The sequence below is a fragment of the Acidobacteriota bacterium genome (assembly GCA_034211275.1).
Taxonomy (GTDB): Bacteria; Acidobacteriota; Thermoanaerobaculia; order Multivoradales; family JAHZIX01; genus JAGQSE01.
The window spans coordinates 1-21,503 of the sequence record JAXHTF010000074.1 but is presented as its reverse complement, the minus strand read 5'-3'; the positions used below and the strand labels follow the sequence as shown (position 1 = coordinate 21,503).

General features: G+C 64.3%; 12 protein-coding genes and 1 tRNA gene. 9 read left to right on the top strand and 4 right to left on the bottom strand.

The window, feature by feature from the left end; genetic code table 11:
* The first annotated feature begins 82 nt into the window (after positions 1-82).
* From SX243_12990 to SX243_12965, 6 genes are all read left to right on the top strand, one after another.
* Entirely contained in the window at positions 83-856 is a 774-nt protein-coding gene (locus SX243_12990) for a hypothetical protein (GenBank protein MDY7093880.1), read from the top strand.
* Positions 857-936: 80 nt separating this feature from the next.
* On the top strand, positions 937-1,341 hold the full coding sequence (locus tag SX243_12985; protein ID MDY7093879.1) for a PAS domain-containing protein: 405 nt from the start codon (positions 937-939) through the stop codon (positions 1,339-1,341).
* 150 nt (positions 1,342-1,491) lie between these two features.
* Complete coding sequence (locus SX243_12980; protein ID MDY7093878.1) at positions 1,492-3,747, top strand: DNRLRE domain-containing protein; 2,256 nt, start codon at positions 1,492-1,494, stop codon at positions 3,745-3,747.
* 148 nt (positions 3,748-3,895) lie between these two features.
* A complete protein-coding gene (locus SX243_12975; protein ID MDY7093877.1) occupies positions 3,896-7,045 on the top strand; it encodes a two-component regulator propeller domain-containing protein in 3,150 nt (1,049 codons plus the stop codon).
* A gap of 228 nt (positions 7,046-7,273) precedes the next feature.
* Positions 7,274-9,691: a 3-hydroxyacyl-CoA dehydrogenase NAD-binding domain-containing protein gene (locus tag SX243_12970; protein ID MDY7093876.1), complete on the top strand. Its 2,418-nt coding sequence runs from the start codon at positions 7,274-7,276 to the stop codon at positions 9,689-9,691.
* A gap of 56 nt (positions 9,692-9,747) precedes the next feature.
* Positions 9,748-10,914, top strand: a complete 1,167-nt coding sequence (locus tag SX243_12965; GenBank protein ID MDY7093875.1) for a thiolase family protein — start codon at positions 9,748-9,750, stop codon at positions 10,912-10,914.
* 367 nt (positions 10,915-11,281) lie between these two features.
* Here SX243_12965 and SX243_12960 read toward each other — a convergent pair whose 3' ends face one another.
* Entirely contained in the window at positions 11,282-13,630 is a 2,349-nt protein-coding gene (locus SX243_12960) for a hypothetical protein (protein MDY7093874.1), read from the bottom strand.
* 56 nt (positions 13,631-13,686) lie between these two features.
* Positions 13,687-14,190, bottom strand: a complete 504-nt coding sequence (locus SX243_12955; protein MDY7093873.1) for a hypothetical protein — start codon at positions 14,188-14,190, stop codon at positions 13,687-13,689.
* A gap of 876 nt (positions 14,191-15,066) precedes the next feature.
* On the opposite strand from SX243_12955, the gene SX243_12950 reads away from it, so the two are divergent.
* Both SX243_12950 and SX243_12945 read left to right on the top strand, forming a co-directional pair.
* On the top strand, positions 15,067-16,947 hold the full coding sequence (locus SX243_12950) for a tetratricopeptide repeat protein (protein MDY7093872.1): 1,881 nt from the start codon (positions 15,067-15,069) through the stop codon (positions 16,945-16,947).
* A 471-nt stretch (positions 16,948-17,418) separates the two neighbouring features.
* The gene (locus SX243_12945; protein ID MDY7093871.1) at positions 17,419-17,709 is read left to right on the top strand and encodes a hypothetical protein; all 291 of its coding nucleotides are present in this window, start codon (positions 17,419-17,421) and stop codon (positions 17,707-17,709) included.
* Positions 17,710-18,098: 389 nt separating this feature from the next.
* Here the strand turns inward: SX243_12945 and SX243_12940 are convergent.
* A tRNA-Sec gene (locus SX243_12940) sits at positions 18,099-18,198 on the bottom strand.
* A 100-nt stretch (positions 18,199-18,298) separates the two neighbouring features.
* Here SX243_12940 and SX243_12935 point away from each other — a divergent pair.
* Positions 18,299-19,483 (top strand): DUF819 family protein, encoded by a 1,185-nt coding sequence (locus tag SX243_12935; GenBank protein ID MDY7093870.1) that lies wholly within the window; start codon positions 18,299-18,301, stop codon positions 19,481-19,483.
* 1 nt (position 19,484) lies between these two features.
* Here the strand turns inward: SX243_12935 and SX243_12930 are convergent.
* Positions 19,485-21,503 (bottom strand): efflux RND transporter permease subunit (locus SX243_12930; GenBank protein ID MDY7093869.1); only part of this gene is annotated, 2,019 nt, incomplete at its 5' end.

Below are 21,503 nucleotides of genomic sequence, written 5' to 3'. Positions count from 1 at the left end.
TTAGGACACCACCTCATCGCCCTCGTGCTAGCCTTACGAGCAAAAAAGAACCTTTGATTCGGCCCCTTCGAGGAGGTCCTCCATGCCCGAGCACAGCCGATACCAGGCGCTCGATGCCGTCAAGATCGAGCACACCATCGCCCGGCTCTCCGAGCGCATCGAGAACCGCTTCCCGGGCTCCGGGCTCTTCCGCCTCAGCACCAAGGTCCTCGCCATCAGCCGCGAGGCCCAGGCTCAGGCGGAGTGGATCGCCCGCCCCATCCTAAGCCTTCGCATCGCCATCACCGTCCTGATCCTGATCATCCTGGCGGGCATCGCCGGCACCCTGGGATCGCTGCGCATCACCCTCGACGAAGTGCACTTTCTGGACTTCATCCAGGCTCTGGAAGCGGGCATCAACGACGTCGTGCTCATCGGCCTGGGAATCTTCTTCCTGATCAGCCTGGAACGCCGCCTCAAGCGCCACCGCGCCCTCGGCGCCATCCACGAGCTGCGCGCCCTGGCCCACATCATCGACATGCACCAGCTGACCAAGGACCCCACCCGCATCGCCTGGAACCCGCAGCCGGACGACGAGAGCACCGAGGGCAAGCTGACCCCCTTCGAGCTCTCCCGCTATCTCGACTACTGCAGCGAGATGCTCTCGCTGCTGGGCAAGATCTCGGTGCTCTACGTACAGCGATTCGACGACGCCGTGGCGCTGGCGGCGGTCAACGAGGTGGAGCAGCTGACCACCGGCCTGTCACGCAAGATCTGGCAGAAGCTGATGATGATCCCCAGCATCGGTACCAGCCTCGGCGAGTCGCCCTCGGACACCGAAGCAAAGCTCAAGATGACGGATTCTGACGAGAAATAGTAGTCTAGAAAAAAGTTGAGCCCGTTCCCAAGGCCGGCTGCCGAAGCAGCGCCGGCGCTAGCAGCCATGGAGCCGATGTCGTGAGCCAAAACCCGAGCGATACCAAGAAAACCATCGACCGAGCGGTCATTGAAGAGGTCCAGAGCATGTCCGAGGAGGCTCTCGACGACCTGCCCTTCGGCGCTATCCGCCTCGACCGCGAAGGCACCATCCTGGCCTTCAACGACCACGAGTCGCAGCTCACCGGCCGCTCCCGCAGCCAAGTGCTGGGCAAGAACTTCTTCACCGAGGTCGCTCCCTGCACCAACGTTCAGGATTTCGCCGGCCGCTTCCGGGAGGGAGTGCGCCAGGGCGAGCTCCACGCCGTCTTCCCCTACCTCTTCGACTTCAAGATGAAGCCGCGCAACGTCTGGGTCACCCTCTTCTACAGCCGCGGCACCGACTCCGCCTGGGTCTTCGTACGCGAGGACAATCCCGCCTCCTGAGGCTCCCCCTAGCCGATATTGCGACGGTCCCGTGAGGGACTTGCCTCCGTTTTCTCGCGTTGATGAATAGAGACATTCGTCAACCGCGCTCTCCGCCCCCCTTGAATTCACTCCACGGGCGGGAGCCAACCCCAGGAGGTGAATCCCGTGATGACTTCTTCCGGCCGACACCGGAGCCCGAGCCGTCGAGGCCTGGGCCTACTACTCGCCTGCATCTTGCTCTTCGCCACCGGCGCCACGGCGGCGCCGTCCCCGGTGGAAGAAGCCGGCCTGCCCGTCAGCAACCTTTTCGAGGCCAACACCAAGGGCACCTGCACGCCCACCGGCTGCAGCAGCACCAACTGCCTCGACCGGTGCGCCCGCATCCTCATCGACGTGCTGGACGGTCGCGCCTACGACCTCTGCCCCATCACCAACGGCGTCTGCACCTGCCAGGCCGGCTACGGCCAGCCGGGGTCGGCGGTGTTCAGCGACCCGTCGGAGAACAAGGGCCCCGTGTGCCACGCCGCCCTCTACGCCGGCCGCAACGTCGCTTCTGACCGCCAGTGGTGGAACGAGTACTTCAACTACCAGACCCTCGGCCCCAACTCCGGAGCCGGCTTCATGGGCAAGGAGATCTTCTCCCCCCTCTACGGCAGCTTCATCGTCGCCTCGGTGATGACCGCCCTCGACACCGCCGAGGCCCGCGGCCACAACGACGTCGCCAACAAGGCGCGCCAGTGGCTCAGGGCCTATTGGGCGTTGGCCTCCCTGGCCTCCCGCCCCGGCGGCATCCAAAACGCCGACGTGGTGTACCGCCACGGCACCCAATCGATCTCCGGCACATACAACAACATCCGCGGTGCCTCCCAGGTCACCGCCGGCCCGCGGATGATCAACAACCTTGGCTCCGCCACCTACTCCACCCTGCATCCGCTGCTGAGCATGGCCCTCAACGTCGGCCCCAAGGCCTACACGCCGAGCATGAATACCAGCTTCGCCTTCTACGGCGGCGTGCGGGCAGCGGCGCGCATCGCCGGCTTCAGCTTTACCTCCAGCTACTCCATTTCCAACTTCGGCAGCTTCACCGCCCCGGCGAGCAAATTCGGCCTCACCAACGCCGAGCGCAACAACCTGGCGATGATCGTCCGGGGGCAGAGCGGCGCCAACTTCCAGGCGGCCATCAGCATGGTGGGCAACTACAAGCCCAAGTGCAATATGAGCTTCCTGCGCACGACCCAGGGCAGCATCTCCTGGTTCGGCACCAGCGAGAGCGGCGCCGCCGGCGAGCAGCGGGTGTGCAACGCCGCCAAGGGCCAGCTCTTCGCCGCCCGCCTCGACTCCAATGGCAAGGCCTACCATCTGCAGCCGGCGCTGGAAACCCAGCTGCCCAACGCGGCGAAGTGGAAGTCCTTCCGCTTGGGCAATCAGATCTGCGCCGACGTCGATCCCACCTGGGCGGCGCAGCAGGGCGACACCTCCTACACCACCGGCCCCTGGTGCATCGGCATCCCCGGCGGTACGGTGCTCCAGGAGCTTTCCTGGACCCGCAACAACGGCCTGCGCTTCGTCGGTTCCGGCGGCCAGAACGATCCCATCCTGCGGGTGCAGGCGGATTTCGTCGGCCCCATCAACCACAACGGCAGCCTCGACTTCGGCAGCGCCGCCCAGGCGTCCGGTCAATACGTCGAGCTGGTGATCCGGCTGATGAACGACGGCCCGGAAGCGATGGTGGCCAGCGCCAGCACCACCAACACCGTCGGGTCCGCCTTCGTGCAGGTGGAGCAGCCCTCGTCGCCGGTACCGCCGGAGAGCAATACCAGCGTCTTCCGCCTGCGCATGCGGCGGGATACGGTGGGCAACTTCCAGGGCACGGTGCGCATCACCCACGATGCCACCAACGTGCCCTCGCCGTTCACCTTCACCGTCAACGGTCAGGTCACCGGAGCACCGCAAACCCTCACCCTCACTCCCAACGCCGACGCTTGGGTGATCCAGAACAACCCGACGCTGAACTACGGCTCGTCATCCCAGCTCCATGTGCGCAACGGCGACACCGGCCAGGCACGGCGTAGCTTCCTGCGCTTCCAGGTGCCCAGCTACGTCACCAACGTGCAGTCCGCCGGGCTCTACATGTTCGTCGGCGGCTACATCACGGAAGCGGGCTTCTACCGCCTGAACAACATGACCTGGAGCGAGTTCGGGATCAACTGGAACAACCATCTCGACCCGCCCACCACCTACACCTACATGCGCAGCCTCAACAACGCCGGCTACGGGTACCACGCCATCGACGTCAGCGAGGCGGTGACCGGCCCCGGCACGGTGAATATCGGCATCGCTTCCGGCTCCGACACCTCCGGGCAGTACTTCATCTCCCGGGAGGGCAACTACGACCCGGTGCTGGTGATCACCTACCAGCCCTGATCGAGAGCTAGTCTGCCTGCGCGCTCCAGGCGGCACCGATGTACAATTCTGCGACCACGTTTTCAATTGAGGTGGTTTCGCATCGATGAAGGACATCGGTCCGTCTGGAGCGCGGACTTTTTGGTTTCTATGGATCGCCTGGGGTTTCTTGGGATTTTCGAATCCCTGGGCCCCGTGTATCCACGCTCAGACCTACCCTTTTCTCACCTACTCGGTAGAAGACGGCCTGGGCCAGTCGGTGGTCCGGGACATGCTCGAAGACTCCCGCGGCTATCTTTGGCTGGCTACCGCCGGAGGCGGCGTCAGCCGCTGGGACGGCACCGCATTCCTCTCCTTCGACACCACCGACGGCCTACCCAACGGTCGCGTCAGCGCTGTCCTCGAGGATCATCAGGGGCACCTGTGGTTCGGCACCGAGGGAGGCCTGGCGAGCTACGACGGCCAGCGGATCGCGCTGGTGCCCGAGACTCAGGGTCTCGACATCCTCTCCCTCTTCGAGGACTCGTCGGGCACGCTGTGGATCGGCACCGCTCAGGGCAGCCTCATGCGCTATCAGGGGGAGGAGCTCCTGGAAGTCCCCGTCCGGGTACCCGAGGAGGGCAGCAGCGAAGAGAACAGCACCGAAGAAGGCAGCGGGACAACCACCGGAGAGCCCCTGGAAACCGGCGGCATCGGCGCCCTCACCACCGACCGCCAAGGCACCCTGTGGGTGGGTTCCCAGCGGGGCCTGTGGCGAGTCCAGGACGAGCGACTCGAGCCCGCGGCTCCGGAGCTCGGCCCCAAATCCATCTCCAGCCTCTTCCTCGACTCCCAAGGCTCTTTGTGGGCCGGCCTGGATGACGGCGGCGTAGCACGGCGCTCCGGCGCCGATGGATTCCTTCTGCTCGACGCCGCCGACGGCTTTCCGGCCACCTCCGTGCGCTCCATGAGCGAGGACCCCCAAGGCCGTCTGTGGTTCGCCACGGTGGGCGAAGGAGCCATTCGATGGGACGGCGAGACTTTCTTCGCCTTCAATGAGAGCAATGGCCTCCCCGGCCAAGGCGTCCTCGACGTGCTCACCGACACCGCCGGGAGCCTGTGGCTGGCGGTCTTCGGCAACGGCATCTCCCGCCTCGCCAGCGATGCCTTCGTCTCCTACTCCACCGAGGACGGCTTGCCGGGGGACAAGGTCCTCTCCATCACCGAAGACCCCGACGGTTTCCTGCGGGTGGGCATCTTCGAGGGTGGGCTGGCGCGCAAGGACGATCAGGGCTTTACGGTTTGGAACCGCGACAGCGGCCTGCCCAGCGAGTTGGTCACCTCGGTGCTCACGGATCGCCGGGGGGATCTATGGATCGGTACCCTCAACGCCGGGCTTTCCAGGCTCGATGGCCAAGGCTCCGAAGAACCGACCTTCGAGCGCTTCGACACCAGCCACGGCCTCGCTTCGAATCGCGTCTTCTCCCTCTTCGAGGATCGTCAGGGAGACCTCTGGATCGCCACCTTCGGCGGCGGCGTCAGCCGCTGGGACGGACAGGAATTCACCACCCTCTCCCGCTCTAACGGCCTCGCCAGCGACCGCATCTACTCGGTCTTCCAGGATCGCGACGGCTTCTTCTGGTTCGCCACCGCCGACTCCGGCGTCAGCCGCTATGACGGCGAAGGGTTCCTCACTTACTCCGAAGCCGACGGCCTGTTGAGCAACCGCGTCTACGCCATCCGCCAAGATCCCGCCGGCCGCCTGTGGATGGCGACGGATCGCGGCCTCAGCCGCTGGGACGGCGAGGGCTTCGAGAGCTTCACCCGGAGCAGCGGTCTGACCTCCCAAACACAGTACTTTCTGCATATCGACGCCATCGGTCGCCTGTGGGTTGGCGGGGAGCGGGGTGTGGACTGCATCGAGCTCGATCCCTCGGGAGAGTTCGCCACGGTCCACGGCTTCGGGCGCCAGGAAGGATTCTTCGGTCTCGAAACCAACCAAAACGCCGTCTTCGAGGACCGCTCCGGAGTCCTATGGATCGGCACCCAAGGACTCACCCGCCTCGATCCCCGCCGAGCCCTCAGCCATCGGCCGGCGCCCTCCCCCCACCTCACCGAGCTTCAGCTCCAACATCGGTCCGTGGACTGGAGCGCCGAGGAATGGTCCGGGCGAATTGCTTCCGTGCCCCCCTGGTTCGGCGTGCCGGTGCGTCCACGCCTGCGCTTCGACCAGAACCACCTTGCCTTCCGCTACTCCGCTCCGGCCCTCGATGCCGACGGCATCCTCTTCCAGACCCGGCTGCGGGGCCTGGAGGAAGAGTGGTCCCCACCGACGCGGCAGCGGCAGGCGATCTACCCCAGCTTGCCGCCGGGAGACTTCGTCTTCGAGGTGCGGGCCAGTCGCGACGGCCGGAACTGGTCCCAGGAGACGGCAACGTTGCAGCTCTCCATCCTGCCGCCCTTCTGGAGGACCTGGTGGTTTCTCCTCACCGCCGTCCTACTCTTGGCCCTCGCGGTTTTGGCGATGATTCGCTGGCGAACCCACTGGCTCGAGGAGCGCCGGAAGCAGCTGCGGGCCGAGGTCGCCTCCCGCACCCAGCAGCTGCAGCTGGCCAAGAACGCAGCGGACGTGGCGGCGCGAGCCAAGAGCCAGTTCCTCAACAACATGAGCCACGAGCTCCGCACTCCCCTGGCGGACGTCATCGGCCTCGCCGGCATGCTCCGGGCCACCGGTCTCGACTCCGATCAGGAGGAGATCACCTACACCATCGAGGCGCGCAGCGAAGCACTGCTCAAGATTCTCGAGGATCTGCTGGAGCTGACCCAACAAGAATCCTCCGGCCTGCGACACATTCGGCGGCGGATCAACCTTCGCGACCTGATCCGCAAAGCCTCCGCCGCCGCGGCCAAGGATGCGCACAGCAAAGGGCTCAACATCACCTGGACCGTCGACGCCGACGTTCCCCGCTACCTCTTCGTCGATCCGGTTCGGCTCTGGCAGCTCCTCGCGAGCCTGCTGGGCAACGCGGTGAAATTCACCGACGCAGGCGAAATCGACATCCAGGCGAAGGTGCTCCGGCACACCGAAGACGGCCTGGACCTCGAGCTCGAGGTCCGCGACACCGGCATCGGCATCGCTCCCGGGGATCTCGGGCGGCTCTTCGACCCCTTCTTCCAGGTGGACTCCGGCCCCAACCGCCGCCATGGCGGCACCGGTCTGGGCCTCGCCCTCTGCGATCTACTAGCCCAACAGATGGGCGGCGAGCTGCGGGTGGAGAGCGAGCTGGGGAAGGGTTCCACCTTCTCCCTCATCCTGCCGACATCCGAAGCCCTGGCTTAGCCCTGGCCGAGCCCTGGCTGCGATGGGCCGCGACAAGACCGAATCGAGGCCTTTGCCGCTCTGCGTCATCACCAGATTCGCCGCTCTGCGTCATTTCCCGATAAGATGGTTGCCCACCCCCGCCGCGCCGACTCCGGCGCCGGGGGGTTTCTGGACAGCTCCCGTCGGCTGAGCTCCGCACAGACGGCGGTTTTCACTCTTCCTGCACAGACGCCTAGGAGGTCGTTCATGACTCGACAAATACGCAAGGTGGCGGTGCTGGGCTCCGGTGTCATGGGGTCCGGGATTGCCGCACACCTGGCCAACGCCGGCTACCCCGTGCTGCTGATGGACATCGTGCCGCCCCAGCTCACCGACGAGGACCGCCAGAAGGGCCTCACCGAAGACTCGCCGGCGTTTCGCAACCGCATCGTGGCGAAGAACTTCGCCGCCGCTCAGAAGGCTCGCCCCGCCGCTTTCTTTAGCCGCAAGCACCAGGGATTGGTGGAGCTGGGCAACTTCGAGGACGACTGGGCCAAGCTGGCGGATTGCGATTGGATCGTCGAGGCCGTGGTCGAGCGGTTGGACATCAAACAGCAGGTCTTCGAACGGATCGAGAAGATCTGGACCGAGGGCACCATCGTCTCCTCCAACACCTCCGGGCTGTCCCTGGCGCAGATGATGGAGGGGCGCTCGCTGCCCTTCCGCCAGCACTTCCTCATCACCCACTTCTTCAACCCGGTGCGCTACATGCGCCTGCTGGAGCTGGTTGCCGGCCCCGACACCCTGCCCGAAGTGGTCCACGAGATGGCGGAGTTCGGCCGCTTCCGCCTGGGCAAGGGCATCGTCTACTGCAAGGACACCCCCAACTTCATCGCCAACCGCCTGGGTGTCTTCGGCATCGCCGCCACCCTCGGCGCCATGGTCGAGATGGGCTACCAGATCGACGAGGTGGACGCCATCACCGGCCCCGCCCTGGGCCGCCCCAAGAGCGCCACCTTCGGCACCTCCGACCTGGTGGGCCTGGACACCCTCCTGCACACCTTCCGCACCTCTCGGGAGGGCGTGCCGGACGACGAGGGCCAGCGCTACTACACCGCCCCCGACTTCGTCCTCAAGATGGTCGAGGAAGGTGCCCTGGGCCGCAAGACCGGCGCCGGCTTCTTCCGCATGGAGAAGGGCCCTGGCGGCAAAAAGAACCTGCTGGTCCTCGACTGGACGAGTGGCGAGTACCGCCCCACCGAGCGCCCTGACGCGCCGTCCCTGGCCGCCGTGCGCAAGATCGCCGACGCCGGCGAGCGCATCAAGACCGTCGCCACCGCCGACGACCGCGCCGGCCGCTTTGCCTGGCGACTGCTGCGGGAAACCCTCCTCTACACCGCCAACCGCGTCGGCGAGATCGCCGACACCCTGGTGGACATCGACCGCGCCATGCGCTGGGGCTACAACTGGGAGCTCGGTCCGTTCGAGATCTGGGACGCCCTGGGCCTGCGGGAGACGGTAGAGCGCTTCCAGCAGGACGGCCACTCCGTGGCTCCGTGGGTCCAGCAGCTTCTGGACGCCGGTCACGAGAGCTTCTACCGCGATGGCGCCGACGGCCCGGAGGTCTGGGACCCCACGGCTGGCAGCTACGCCCCGGTGCCGCGGCCGGAGAGCTTCCTGGTGCTCAGCGAGCTCAAAGGCGGTAACGGCATCGCCTACCAGAACTCCGGCACCGCCCTCGTCGACCTCGGCGACGGCGCCGCCTGCCTGGAGCTCACCTCCCAATCCCAGCCGGGGATGAACCCCCTGGACGACGCCATGATCGAGGGCATCCTCGAAGGTCTGGAAAAGGCCGAGATGGAGTTCGACGCCCTGGTGGTTCATCACCAGGGGGACAACTTCTCCGCCGGCGCCAACCTCAAGGGCATCTTGGAGCTCGCCGCCTCCAGCCGCTGGGACGACATCAGCGCCATGATCCAGAACTTCCAGCGCGCCACCACCGCCCTCCGCGCCGCCTCCCTGCCGGTGGTCACGGCGCCCTTCGGCTACGCCCTCGGCGGCGGCGCCGAGCTCACCATGGGCGGCGACCGCATCGTCGCCCACGCCGAGACCTACATGGGCCTGGTGGAAGCCGGCGTCGGCCTGGTGCCCGGCGGCGGCGGCACCCTCTTCCTGCTCCAGCGGCTGCTGGCGGGGGTCGAGGAGCCGATCAACGACAACCAGGACTTCGTCAAGCGGGCGTTCGAGAACATCGCCATGGCGAAGGTCTCCACCTCCGCCGCCGAGGCGCGGGACCTGGGCTATCTCGCCCCCGGCGACTTCGTCGAGATGAACCGCGACCGTCAGCTCTACAGCGCCAAGCGCCTGGCCCTCGCCCTGGCGGAGCTGGGCTACCGGCCGCCCATCGAGAAGCCCCTCTCCCTGCCGGGCCGCGCCGGCGCCGCGACCCTGCGCATGAGCCTCCACAACCTCAACATCACCCACTGGATCTCCGACCACGACGAGGTGGTGGCGGGGCATATCGCCCACATCCTGTGCGGCGGCGACACCACCCCCAACCGGCCGGTGTCGCCCCAGACCATCCTCGACCTGGAGCGCGAGGCCTTCCTCTCGCTGTGCGGTGAGGAGAAAACCCAACAGCGCATGGAGCACATGCTCAAGACCGGCAAACCGCTGCGCAACTGAGCTGCACCCGGCGTTTGAACACCGCACACGAACCGAAGAATTCAAGGAGTCTCAATATGCGAGAGGCCGTCATCGTTTCCTACGCCCGCTCCGCCGTCGGCAAGGCGAAGAAGGGCAGCCTGAAAGACACCCAACCCGTCCGCTTCGCCTCCGACGTGCTGCGCAACCTGGTGCAGCGCACCGAGGGGCTGGAGCCCTCCATGGTCGACGACATCATGGTCGGCTGCGCCATGCCCGAGGGTTCCCAGGGCATGAACTTCGCCCGGCTCATCGCCCTGCGGGCGGGCTTCCCGGTGGAGGTTCCCGCCACCACCAACAACCGCTTCTGCTCCTCCGGCTCCCAGACCATCGCCTGGGCCGGGGACGTGATCCGCTCCGGCAACGCCGACATCATCATCGCCGGCGGTGCCGAGACCATGTCCATGGTGCCCATGAGCGGCTTCAAACCGGTGGCCGAGCCCACCCTTCTGGAGTCCATGCCCGCCGCCTACGACGCCATGGGCGCCACGGCGGAAAAGGTTGCCCGGGACTACGACATCTCCCGCGAGGACCAGGACGCCTTCGCCCTACGCTCCCACCAGCGCGCCGCCGCGGCCCAGGAAGCCGACCGCTTCCGCAGCCAGATCGTGCCGCTGGAAGTGGAAGTGCTGGAGGAAGGCGGCTGGCAGACCCGCACCTTCCAGGACGACGAGGGCCCGCGCCCCGACACCTCCCTGGAAGCCCTCGCCCGCCTGCGCCCCGCCTTCGACCCCCGCGGCACCGTCACCGCCGGCAACGCCTCGCAGATGAGCGACGGCTGCGCCTTCGCGGTGGTGATGTCGAAGGAGAAGGCCGAGGAGCTGGGCCTCACCCCCAAAGCCACCATCCGCGGCTGGGCCGTCGCCGGCGTCGCCCCCGAGGTCATGGGCATCGGCCCCGCCAAGGCCGTCCCCAAGCTCCTCGACCGCGTGGGCATCCCCATCGAGTCCATCGACCTGGTGGAGCTCAACGAGGCCTTCGCCTCCCAGGCCCTCTACTGCATCCGCGAGCTGGGCCTTGAAGACGACCAGGTCAACGTCAACGGCGGCGCCATCGCCACCGGCCACCCCCTAGGCGCCACCGGCGCCATCCTCACCTGCAAGCTCCTAGCAGAGCTCGAGCACCGCGACGCCAAGCGCGGGATCGTGACGATGTGCATTGGAGGCGGGATGGGGTTTGCGTATTTGTTGGAGCGGGCTGGGTAGCGGTCTCGCTTCTTCAGCAAGTAGTCGGGTTGGAGCCCCGGGGGTCTGTGGATCCTCGGGGCTTTGTTGCGTCCTGACTCATGAACAAAACCCTACTAATCGCGAGTGATCCCATGCAAAGTAGCCTCTCAGACAATTCAACGCGTCACACTCACCAAAGACCAGGAAGGCATCCCAAGCAGACCCTGAAGCAGGGGAACAATACAATCCCCCTTCCCGACCCGCCCCTCCCTACCTATGAAACCATATCATGCAGACCTACTTATTTTTGCTCCTACTCTATCTATAGAAATCGTCGATCAGCCGAGTACGAGTCAGATGGCTGCACGCCCCGAGCCAATATCGGGAAAGGATTCCCCGAGCTCAGCTATCTTGGCCGAGATATAATCTGCAGCTGTCTGCCTAGTTCCTTCGCAACCTCCCTCAGAATCGGCATTATCTTCCACTGCATTTCAAAGCTTCTGTTCTTAGCATGCGGCGGGGCGATGCCATTCAGGGTCAGAACACCGTGAACCTCCTTAGCTTCGCCCGGAATCGGCGCTCCAGCGAAATATCTTCGTCCAGCTGGGACCCCTGTAACCAACTCCCAAAATGCTCGGCAAGAATCACTCCCCTCGTCATCAATCGTTAGGGAGAAAACCTGCTCTTTAGAGTGAAAAACCCTTGTCGTCAGACCGGCACCGCCCTCAGCCTCAGCCAAACTCAACTTCAGCCTTGGCAGCTTAAAATCCTTACCGCGCTTCTGGACCGCCTCCTGACGCAACCTATGAAAGGTTGCATCCGACATTACTAGCTTTTTCAAATCCGCACTGACCTCAAAGATCGCCGTATGCTTCTCGCTGATTGGGATAGCCTGCGCCAAGAATTCATGTGCTTTTGAGAAAAGCTCGTCCCTACGTATCGCGGCGCCTAGCACACGGTGCTCTGCTGGCTGTAGGGCCATACTCATAGCAGTAGTGAGGACCTTCACTTCTGACCGGCTCTTATTACCTGCCTCCACTCCTTCGAGACCTACACGTAGGATCTTCAGAATCAGACCCAGTGCAGCTTTACTGCTCTGAGACATCTGGAGAGTCTGCGCCCGCTGATCACTGACAGACTTAAAAGAAGCGAAGATGGTACGACATCCCAGGATACGGAGGCCCTGACAATAGACCCTGTAGTGCTGAGCTGTAGGCTCCGCCAAATCCGGTTGGCCCTCAGGCTCAACTACAGCCCCAGCGGCAGCCCCCTGATCGGACTTGTGGTCGAACGAAATCCCCGAACCCACTTCAGCCCCAGCCTCAATCAAGGCTAGGAACTCATAAGTCCCACTAGCTAGATTCTTGGCAATCTTCGGCCAATTCTCGTTTATTATGAAATGCATAGGTATGTCTGGCAGAGAACTCTTGTCAGGATCCTGATACAAGCCGAGCTTCTGCAGCCGATCTTGCCCCGGGCGCCCCTCCAAAATCTGATAGATAACACAACCGTTCGCGTGCAGGGTCTCAGCCGCCGCACGCAAAACGTTATCCAACAAGCTCAGCACTGTACGAGAGATAGGGGTTGGATCATCACCACTAACTCCCAGCAGGGGGACATTCAGCAGATCTAGTCGCGGCAGTAGACTTACAGCACGCTCGAGCGTCTCTAGTGACTTCAAACGACTTGTCAGAGCCGACAGCGAAGAAAAGAGACGTCCTAGCTCAACGACAACCTTGTGATCATAGGAAGAAAAAATCTCATGCGTATTAAACTCAAATAGAATAGCACTTGATCGCGCAGACCTCGGATCCGTCTTTGGCACTGCTGCCGCAATCGCTGTCCTTGTCTCGGGCCGAAAGTCGCGGACAGCCTCCAGCCGCTCAAGATTGTTCTTATCGACAACAAGGGTCTCTCCTTCGTCCAGATCGCCTGCCTCGAAGGAAGCTGACGAACGACTCCTAAAGAAACCCTTATCACGCAAACGAGCTAAATCCTGGCCATGATAGTAGTCCAGAGTAAAAGCATAATCGAAGTCAAGAGGTATGTTCGTCGAGACGGCCACAGCACTGAAAGGAATATACCCCTGCATTAGTTCCACCACAGAATCCGGCAGAGGCGAAGAGGCATCGTAAGACCTATGCTTCTCTCCAAGGGGCAAGTCAGAATCCAGTATCTCCCTGATATTCCTGAGCCTGGCAAGTCTTAGATCAGCCTCATCGAGGGCATCCCACTGAGCAGCGATGGCATTCCCTAATAGAGAAAGCGCCAGTATCTGCTGGTCCGAAAAGCCATCAACCGCCTCACACTCGAAGTTAAAGACCCTTCGATTCCTAAGACCGCGAGAACTTGGGAGCACAACCACCAGTTCTGATCTCGTAAATCCTTGCGTGGCGTTCAGATAGTCGTCACCAGCGCTCAGCACATCCGGCACATTGAGAAAAGTGACACCCTCCGCAAGAGCCTTACCGATACAGCCATCTGATATTGGGACATCCCTCCATCCCTTACGGATACCCTCCAAAAAGCGCGGACCTGACCATTCATACCTTATTTTCTGCCTCACTACCGTATGAACAGAGAAGATCGTCCGAGGCGTACACCACTCCACGGCCGAGGAAAGCAGATCATCCACCAAGCCCCTAAAAACCTGGTGTCGCTCGGCAGGAGGCTTCGCGAGCAAATCAGCCTCCAGGAAGAGTCTTGGTATGCTCTCCAGAAGACCGATATCAATGAGAGGTTTATCTTTGGACATTAGAGCCACAACCTCCTTGTGGGGATATAGTCGCGAAAGAAAGCCTGGGATTCTCATCACGCCACGGAACCCTTAGGCTGTTCATTTGGCAGGAAGGTCTCAAGATGCCTCTGCAGGGCAGCTAGCTCCGCCTTGCTAGCCCTAATCAGAACTGTATCTTGATCCAAACGAGCCTGCGCCAGCTGCTGCTGGTGGTACGAAAACAACGCGTTGATCGATGCCAGCTGGGCTGACGCCTTCTGATGCCGGGACTGCTCGCGCGAAAGTAGCAATGTCTGCTTTTGCCCTTCGGAGGCATGCACAAGATCCTCCCTTAGCAGCTGAATCTCTTTCCGCTGCAGGTATAGAGAATAAACCACACCTGCGAGCGCCATCCCAGAGAACAAGGCATTGACGGAGCCAAATAGATCTCCGAATTGCCCTCTTGCCTCCCAGTCCGGCAGGAATCTTACCGCTAATAGCAGAGTACCGGCCCAAGCCAGAAGAGCAACGAGGCCCAGACCAAGCAGCCGGAGCAGATCACCAAAGGCATGCCGGAATGAATCATTTGCCATATGCATAACATCCTCCTCGGCCCAAGCGCAAAGTTGAAGGATCACTATATCAGACAAGGTTCCAGACGAGACTGGGGGTCCTTAAGGAATCCGACTAGGCAGCAGTCTCTGAGGACAGACAGAGCCCCGAGGCAGAAATAGGTTGCGATGCAGAAACAATTGCGGCGGCAGAAGCCTCAGGCTGAGCGCTTGAGACCTTGGATAACGATATTGACTCCTTCGATCGAAGCGTTGGCAAAGCCGAAAGTGATCGCTTTGAGAGGTACCCACAGAAAGACGACTCATCGGGCGCGCAAAGGTTTGCATCAGATCAGGGCGGAAACGAATGGCCCCACTGTCGCAACCTTCGGAATTGAGCAGTGTCCTCCGGGGACATGGCTCGTCCACACCTCCACGGCCAATTCCTAGAGGACCCAGGCGCGCGAAGCCTTCGGTGCCCTGGGCTCCACGGTTCTCGATGATCGTTCGATGCCTCACCGGCCAGTCGTCCGGGCTGTAAGGCCACAGATGTCGGGTGCGGCGGGGTGCCTCCTCGCCCCGCTCGGGTAGCGCCTGGCTCTCCTCTAGGGCCACCCGACCCACGGCCTGCCCACGTGCATGGCCATGTGGAACTTGTCGATGATGATCTCGCGATCCGCTTCTGGCACCCCCTCTCCTGTTGAGGCGGTTCCAGCCCCCCAACACCAGTTCATCAGCCCGCAACCCACCGGGCTGCTCGGCGATGGCGACAGGAGTCTTAAGAATAGGCGTCGCCTCAAGTCGTGAAGGTGAGTGTTGCCTGACAACAGGCACACCCGGTAAACAGCGCTACCATGGGCCTCGCTGTCCGGGGATCTTGCTTCCCCGGGTCCATTCGAGACCACACACGCTCGTTTCACGCCCGTGAAAAAGAAATCCAAGCCCACATCGCGCAAAGACCGACCGCCGGAGAAGAGCCTCTCCCACCACCTCCTCTGGCTCCTCCCCACGCTCCTGGCAGGGCTTCTCTACCTGCCGTCCTTGGATGGCACCTGGGTGTGGGACGACTCCATTGTGCTGGAGACGCAGATGAAGGCGTTTCGGTCGGTGGGGGATGTTTTCTTGCCTCCGGAGCGGATTCCGCAGTGGCCAGAGTCTTACTACCGGCCCGTAGTCACTGCGAGCTATCTGCTGGATCAGGGTCTTTTTGATGACGAAGCAACGCGGGGGCCTCATGGGATGGGGATCCTTTTCCATGCCGCGAGCACCGCCTTTGCTGCCCTGCTGGCCTTTCTGGCGCTGCGCGGACGGCGGGAGCGCTGGTGGGGGGCGCTGATCGCTGGAGCGCTCTTTGCCGCCCATCCCATCCACGTGGAATCGGTCTCCTGGATTACCGGTCGGAGCGATACTCTCGCGGCGCTCTTTCTTCTTCCGGCCCTCGCTCTGGCCGTTCGGTATCGGGACGACGCTCACAAGCCTTGGGGGTTGGCCCTCTCCGCAGCTCTCTTCCTGCTCGCCCTGCTGTCCAAGGAAGTGGCGCTGGCAGGCCTGCTCGTGCTGCCATTCTGGCTGGCATGGATTCCCCGCCCGGACGGTTCGCCCAACACCGTTCGATGGTCCTCCGGGGCGCCTCGCAAGCTCCTCCTCGGATGGGGCACCGCCACGGGGATCTATCTGGTCCTCCGAGCCACCGCCGGGGCGAGCTTCGGGACCAGTACCCTGGACACCGCGAGCCTAGGCGCCATGATCGGACGGCTCGCTTCCAGCTTCGCCTACTACCTCACCCAGCTGGTGTTCCCTCCGCCTCAATTAGCTTTGGTCCTCGACCTGCCTGGCGCTCTCTGGACCGTCAGCGCCCTCATCGTTTTCGCAGGGGGTGTTGCCTGGATCTTCCGGACTCGCGAAGACTCCAAGCCCCAGGGCCGAAGGATTTTCTTCCTGGCCGTGGGCTGGCTAGTCTTGACACTCCTGCCTTCGCTACCGGTCGCTCTCTCTGGGTTGGCAGAAGCTCCGGTGGCGGAACGCTATCTCTACCTCCCCTCCTTTGGGCTCTGCCTGCTGATCGCAGCTGTTCTCGCCGCTGGACTGGAAAACCGCAGAAGGCGCACGCCATCGCTGGTAGCCGCCGTTCTACTGGTGCTGGTCGCGGGGATCGGAACCGTGCAGCGTCAAGAGGTTTGGGCCAGCGACCTGGCCTTGTGGACCGACACAGTGGAGAAAGCGCCGTCCTCCGGCCTCGCCTGGAGCGAGCTGGGCAAGGCCTATCTGGACCGGGGCAGCGACCTTGACCGCGCGCTCCAGTACTACCGCAAGGCCGTCGAGACCGACAACGATGCCCTCGGCCGAGCCATCGCTTACAACTCCATCGGTGTCATCCACGCCCGCCGCAAGCAGCCTGAGCAGGCTCTCGAAGCCTGGCGCACCGCCGTCGCTGAAGGCGCCGACTACGCGACCCCCTACTTCAATCTCGGCAATCTGCTCGCCAGCCACGTGGATCGAGCAGCCCGCCAAGGCCGCATGGAAGCCGCCCAACTCTCGGAGGCCCGCGCAGCCCTCCAACGTGCCGTGGAAATCGATCCCCGCTACGACAAAGCCTGGCTCCGCCTCGTCTGGTGCGAAGTCCACCGCGCCCTCTTCACCCTCGCCACCCAAGGCGACCCCGACGAAACCCTAGCAGCCCTAGCTGCCGCCCGCGAGGCCACCGAGCGGCTTCGGAGCGTCGCCAGCGACCAACGGATGGTGGCGGAGGCGGAGCGGTTGGTGGGGCGGGGGGAGGAAGCGGTTTCACGCGCCAGCGCACCCTGAGCCGGTTTGGGCGGCAGATACCCTAAGTTCGTGGGGTTCGCCTCTCCAACCCATGCCTTGATTGCACAGTCTGGTAGTTTAGCCGGAACTGTGGCATCTCAAGGAAAGGAGGCAATGATGATCCGCACCCCATTGCTCAGGTTCTTGCTTGCAGGAGTCATTCTCCTCGCAAGCACCCTCTTCATCCTCCTGCCGACCTATCCAAATGGGCAAGGGTGGCTAGCCGAGGACTCCTCGATCATCGGGGAGCTTTGGGACATAACAACAAACTCACGGTCTGGGGGAACGCTCGAGAGCGACCCCAGCTCAGATCTCGGCCCCACTATGGACCCTAACGGCTAGATGCCTGCTCCTGCGCCGGTAGGAGAGTGAGGGCAGCAGAAGCAACCCCGGATGCTCCCTGGGGCCCGAGGAATCGGGCGGCACACTCCTTGAGGCTTTCAGGGCAAGGCCAACGGTATACTCAAGCGTATGACCCGCGCTGAAATTGAACAGGAGTTCCTAGTCCTGCCGGAGGCCGAACGCAGCGCGCTGCTGCAAGACGTGGCCGCCGGCGAGGCCGGCCGGTTGCAGGCACTCAAGCAGGCCGTTGAGGCTGAGATGGCGCGCTGGTTTGAGGGCCCTGCCGAGCCGATGACTGAAGCCGACTGGCAGCACATTCTCTCCGGCAAGCGAACGGAGGCAGAGTTCGACCGTCCGCTTGGCCTCGGCGTACCGCCGGAGTGGACCGGCAAGACTCTGCGCGAGCTGCGTGATTCCTGAGCGGTGCGCATGAGCCTCCCTTCCTACAGCCCTACCAGCCAAACCCTTGAGCAGCTCCGTGCCCGCTTTGAAGTTCCTGTCGCCCCTCCGGGGCTTGGGGACTCTTCGGATCGCACACCCGGGGCTCGCGCCCCGGGCTAGATGCCGCCGCCCCTCCGGGGCTCCGCTGTGGCTCAGGGCTCCGCTGTGGCGAAGAAGCTGCACTGTCCTGACAGGATCGGCTTCAACAGTCGGGGATGCTTCTCCGAATCACCCACGAGGATGGAAATGGGCCTTGCGGTTGGGGGTGTTTTCAGGGCAGCCCTGCTCCCCTTGGGTCCTGTCGGCCGCGGCGCCCCTTTTTGCAGAGAGCGCTCCCACAGGGTATCGCGTTGTGGGAAGGGAAAAAGTGGCGGAAACGCATGGGAATCGAACCCACCCCCCGAGCCGCTTCCGACCCGGGACAACGGTTTTGAAGACCGCGAGAGGCACCAGCCCCTGAGCGCTTCCGCATGGGATTCTAGCTCACCTGGTGGGGGAAGGCGGTGGGGGTGCTAGGCTGCCGGCGCAATCTGGGCGGAAAATCTAGGCATCCTGGGAGGGACGAGCGGTGAGCTTCGACACGGTGTATGTGCTGGCGGTGTTGTGTTTGTTGGTGGCGGCGTCGGAGTGGTTGGTGCGGCGGACGGCGTTGCGGCATGTGGGGTCAGCGCTGTTGGTAATCCTGTTGACGGCGGTGGTGGCGAATCTCGGGGGGTTGCCGACCACCTCGACGCCGGAGAACCCGGTGCCGGTGTACGGCTTTATCTTTTCGGTGGTGGCGCCGCTGTCGATTTTGTGGCTGCTGCTGGCGGTCAATCTGCGGGATTTGTTGCGCGCCGGCGGGCCGATCATCGCGCTCTTCCTCATCGGGTCGTTGGGCACCGTGGCGGGGGTGCTGGCGGGGATGGTGGTGATCCAGGGGCCGAGCTCCATCGGGGAGCTCTACGCTGCCCTGGGGGGCATGTTCGTGGGCACGTACACCGGCGGCAGCGTCAATTTCAACGCGCTGGCCTTGCACTACGAAGTGATGCGCGAGGGGGTGCTCTTCGGCGGGGCGGTGGTGGTGGACAACATCGTCACGGCGGCGTGGATGATGGCGACGCTGGCGTTGCCGCGGGTTCTGCTACCGCTGTGGAAGAAGCGCGGGGTGGAGATGGCGGAAGAGGCAGGCCAGGGGGAGGTGCTGCTGGGCATCGAGGACGACACGGAGGATCTCCACCCGCTGGATCTGGGGCTGATCCTGGCGTTGGGGCTGGGCGGGCTGTGGGTGTCGGATTGGCTGGCGGCGCTCCTCGCCGGGGTAGGCTGGCCCGTTCCTTCGATCTTGATCCTCACCGCCCTGGCTCTGGGACTGGCGCAGATCCCCGCGGTGGCGCGGCTCAAGGGGGCGCGGTCGCTGGGGATGTTTGCGGTCTATCTTTTCCTGGCGGTGATTGGCGCCTTCTGCGACCTGGGAGCGCTGGCGGAGATCGGCGAGCTGGGGGGCACGCTACTGCTCTTCGCCGCCACGGTGGCGGTGGTCCACGGCGCCATCACCTTCGGTGCCGCGTGGCTGCTGGACATCGATCTGGGGGTGGCGGCGGTGGCGTCCCAGGCGAATATCGGCGGCGCAACGTCGGCGCTGGCCCTGGCGCGGAGCCTGGGCCGCAACGACCTGGTGCTGCCGGGGGTGCTGGTGGGCTCCCTGGGGCTGGCGCTGGGGACGTTCTTGGGTTTCTGGACCGCGCAGACGCTGCTGCCCGGTCTCTTCTAGCTCAAGCAGTCGCCCGCTCGGGCTCGGAGACCTCCTCGTCGCCGGACCAGCGGCCGGCTCGGAAGCGGGCGATGGCGGAGGCGACGGTGGTGTAGAGGATGGGGATGAGGAGGAGCGTCACCAGGGTGGAGGCCAGGAGGCCGCCCACCACCACCCGCGCCAGGGAGGCCTGGAGCTCCGCGCCGGCGCCGATGCCGATGGCCAGGGGGAGCAGGCCGAGGACGGTGGAGGCGGTGGTCATGAGGATGGGCCGCAGGCGCAGACGGGCGGCCTCGATGGTGGCTTCGGCGGCACCGAGGCTGCGGTCCCGGCGCAGCAGGTTGATGGCGTCCACCAGCACGATGGCGTTGTTGACCACGATGCCGATGAGCATCACCAGGCCCATGACGCTTTGGAGGTTGAGGGTGGTGCCGGTGAGCAGGAGAGTGGGCACCACGCCGATGAGGGCCACCGGCACCGAGGCCATGACGATGAGGGGATCGATGAAGCGCTCGAACTGCGCCGCCATGAGCATGTAGACCAGCACCAACGCCATGACGATGGCGAAGCCGAAGTCCCGCTGGGCCTTGAGCTGCTCGCGATACTCGCCGCCGTAGGTGAGGGCGTAGCCTTCCGGCAGCGCCAAGCCCGCCAGCTCGGTGCGCACCGCTTCCACCACGTCGCCGAGGGCGGCACCGCTCTCCAAACCGGCGCGGATGAAGGTCACCCGCTGGCCGTCCACCCGGTCGATGGACACCGGGCCGCGGGTGCGCTGGCGCTCCACCAGCGCCGACAGGGGCACCGAGGCGCCGGTGGGGGTGCGCAGGGCGATGTTGCCCAGGTCCTGGGAGTTGAGGCGATCCTCCGGCCGCAGACGCACCACGATGGGGTATTCGTCCCCGCCCTCCCGCAGGCGGCTGGCTTCGAGGCCGCCGATATTGGCCTGGACGGTGCGCGCCACTTCCGCCACCGTCAAGCCCACCTCGGAGATGCGCTCGCGGTCGAAGATGAGGTTCTCTTCCGGCTGGCCTTCCCGGCGGCTGAGGCGCACGTCGGTGATGCCGGGGACGCGCTCCATGCGGCGTTTGATCTCCGCCGCCAGCTGGTCCGCCCGGGCCAGGTCCCAACCTTTGAGCTCCAGCTCCACCGGCCGGTCGCCGCCGCCGGAGCTGAATACCCGGCGCAGCATCCACAGGCCGCTCTGGGCCTGGACCTCGATCTCGGCGCCGGGGATCTGCCCCGCCACCGCGTCCCGCAGCAGATCCGCCAATTCCTCGCTGGACAGCGGCCGGCGGTCCTGGGGTACCAGGGAGAGCTCGACCTCGGCGTTGCTGCCGCGCACCTCGGTGGCCATCACCTGTACGGCGTCGGCGGGCAGCACCTCCCGCACCTTGGCTTCCACTTCGTCCAGATAGGCCCGCACCACGGCGATGTTGGTGCCCTGGGCCATCTCGATCTCGACGTCGATTTCGTCGGAGTCGAGGGGCGGCGCCAGCTCCACGGGGATGAGGGGGAAGAGGGCGAGGGCGGTGGCCAGCAGGACGACGGTGACCAGGAAGACCGCCCTGCGGTGGCGCAGCGCGGACCGCAGGTGCTGGACGTACCAGACTTCCAGGCGGTGGGTGACGCTGCGGCGCTGGCGCTTCTTGCCCGCTTGGTTGCCGGCGCGGGCCTCCTCCTTCTTGCGCTGCCGCAGCCCCAGATGCAGGAAACGGGAGGCGAGCATGGGCACCAGGGTGAGAGCCACCACCAAGGAGCAAAGCAGGGCGAAGACCACCACCAAAGCCAAAGCCTGGAAGAGGGCGCCGCTGGTGGTGGTGGTGAAGACCACCGGCAGGAAGATCACGCTGGTGGTGAGGGTGGAGGCGATGATGGCGCCGGCCACCTCCACGGCGCCGATCTCCGCCGCCTTGAGGGGCACCATGTCCTCTTCCTCGCGTTTGCGCACGATGCTCTCCAGCACCACGATGGCGTTGTCCACCATCAGGCCGACGCCCAGGGCCAGACCACCGAAGGTCATCTGGTTGAGGGTCAGGCCGGC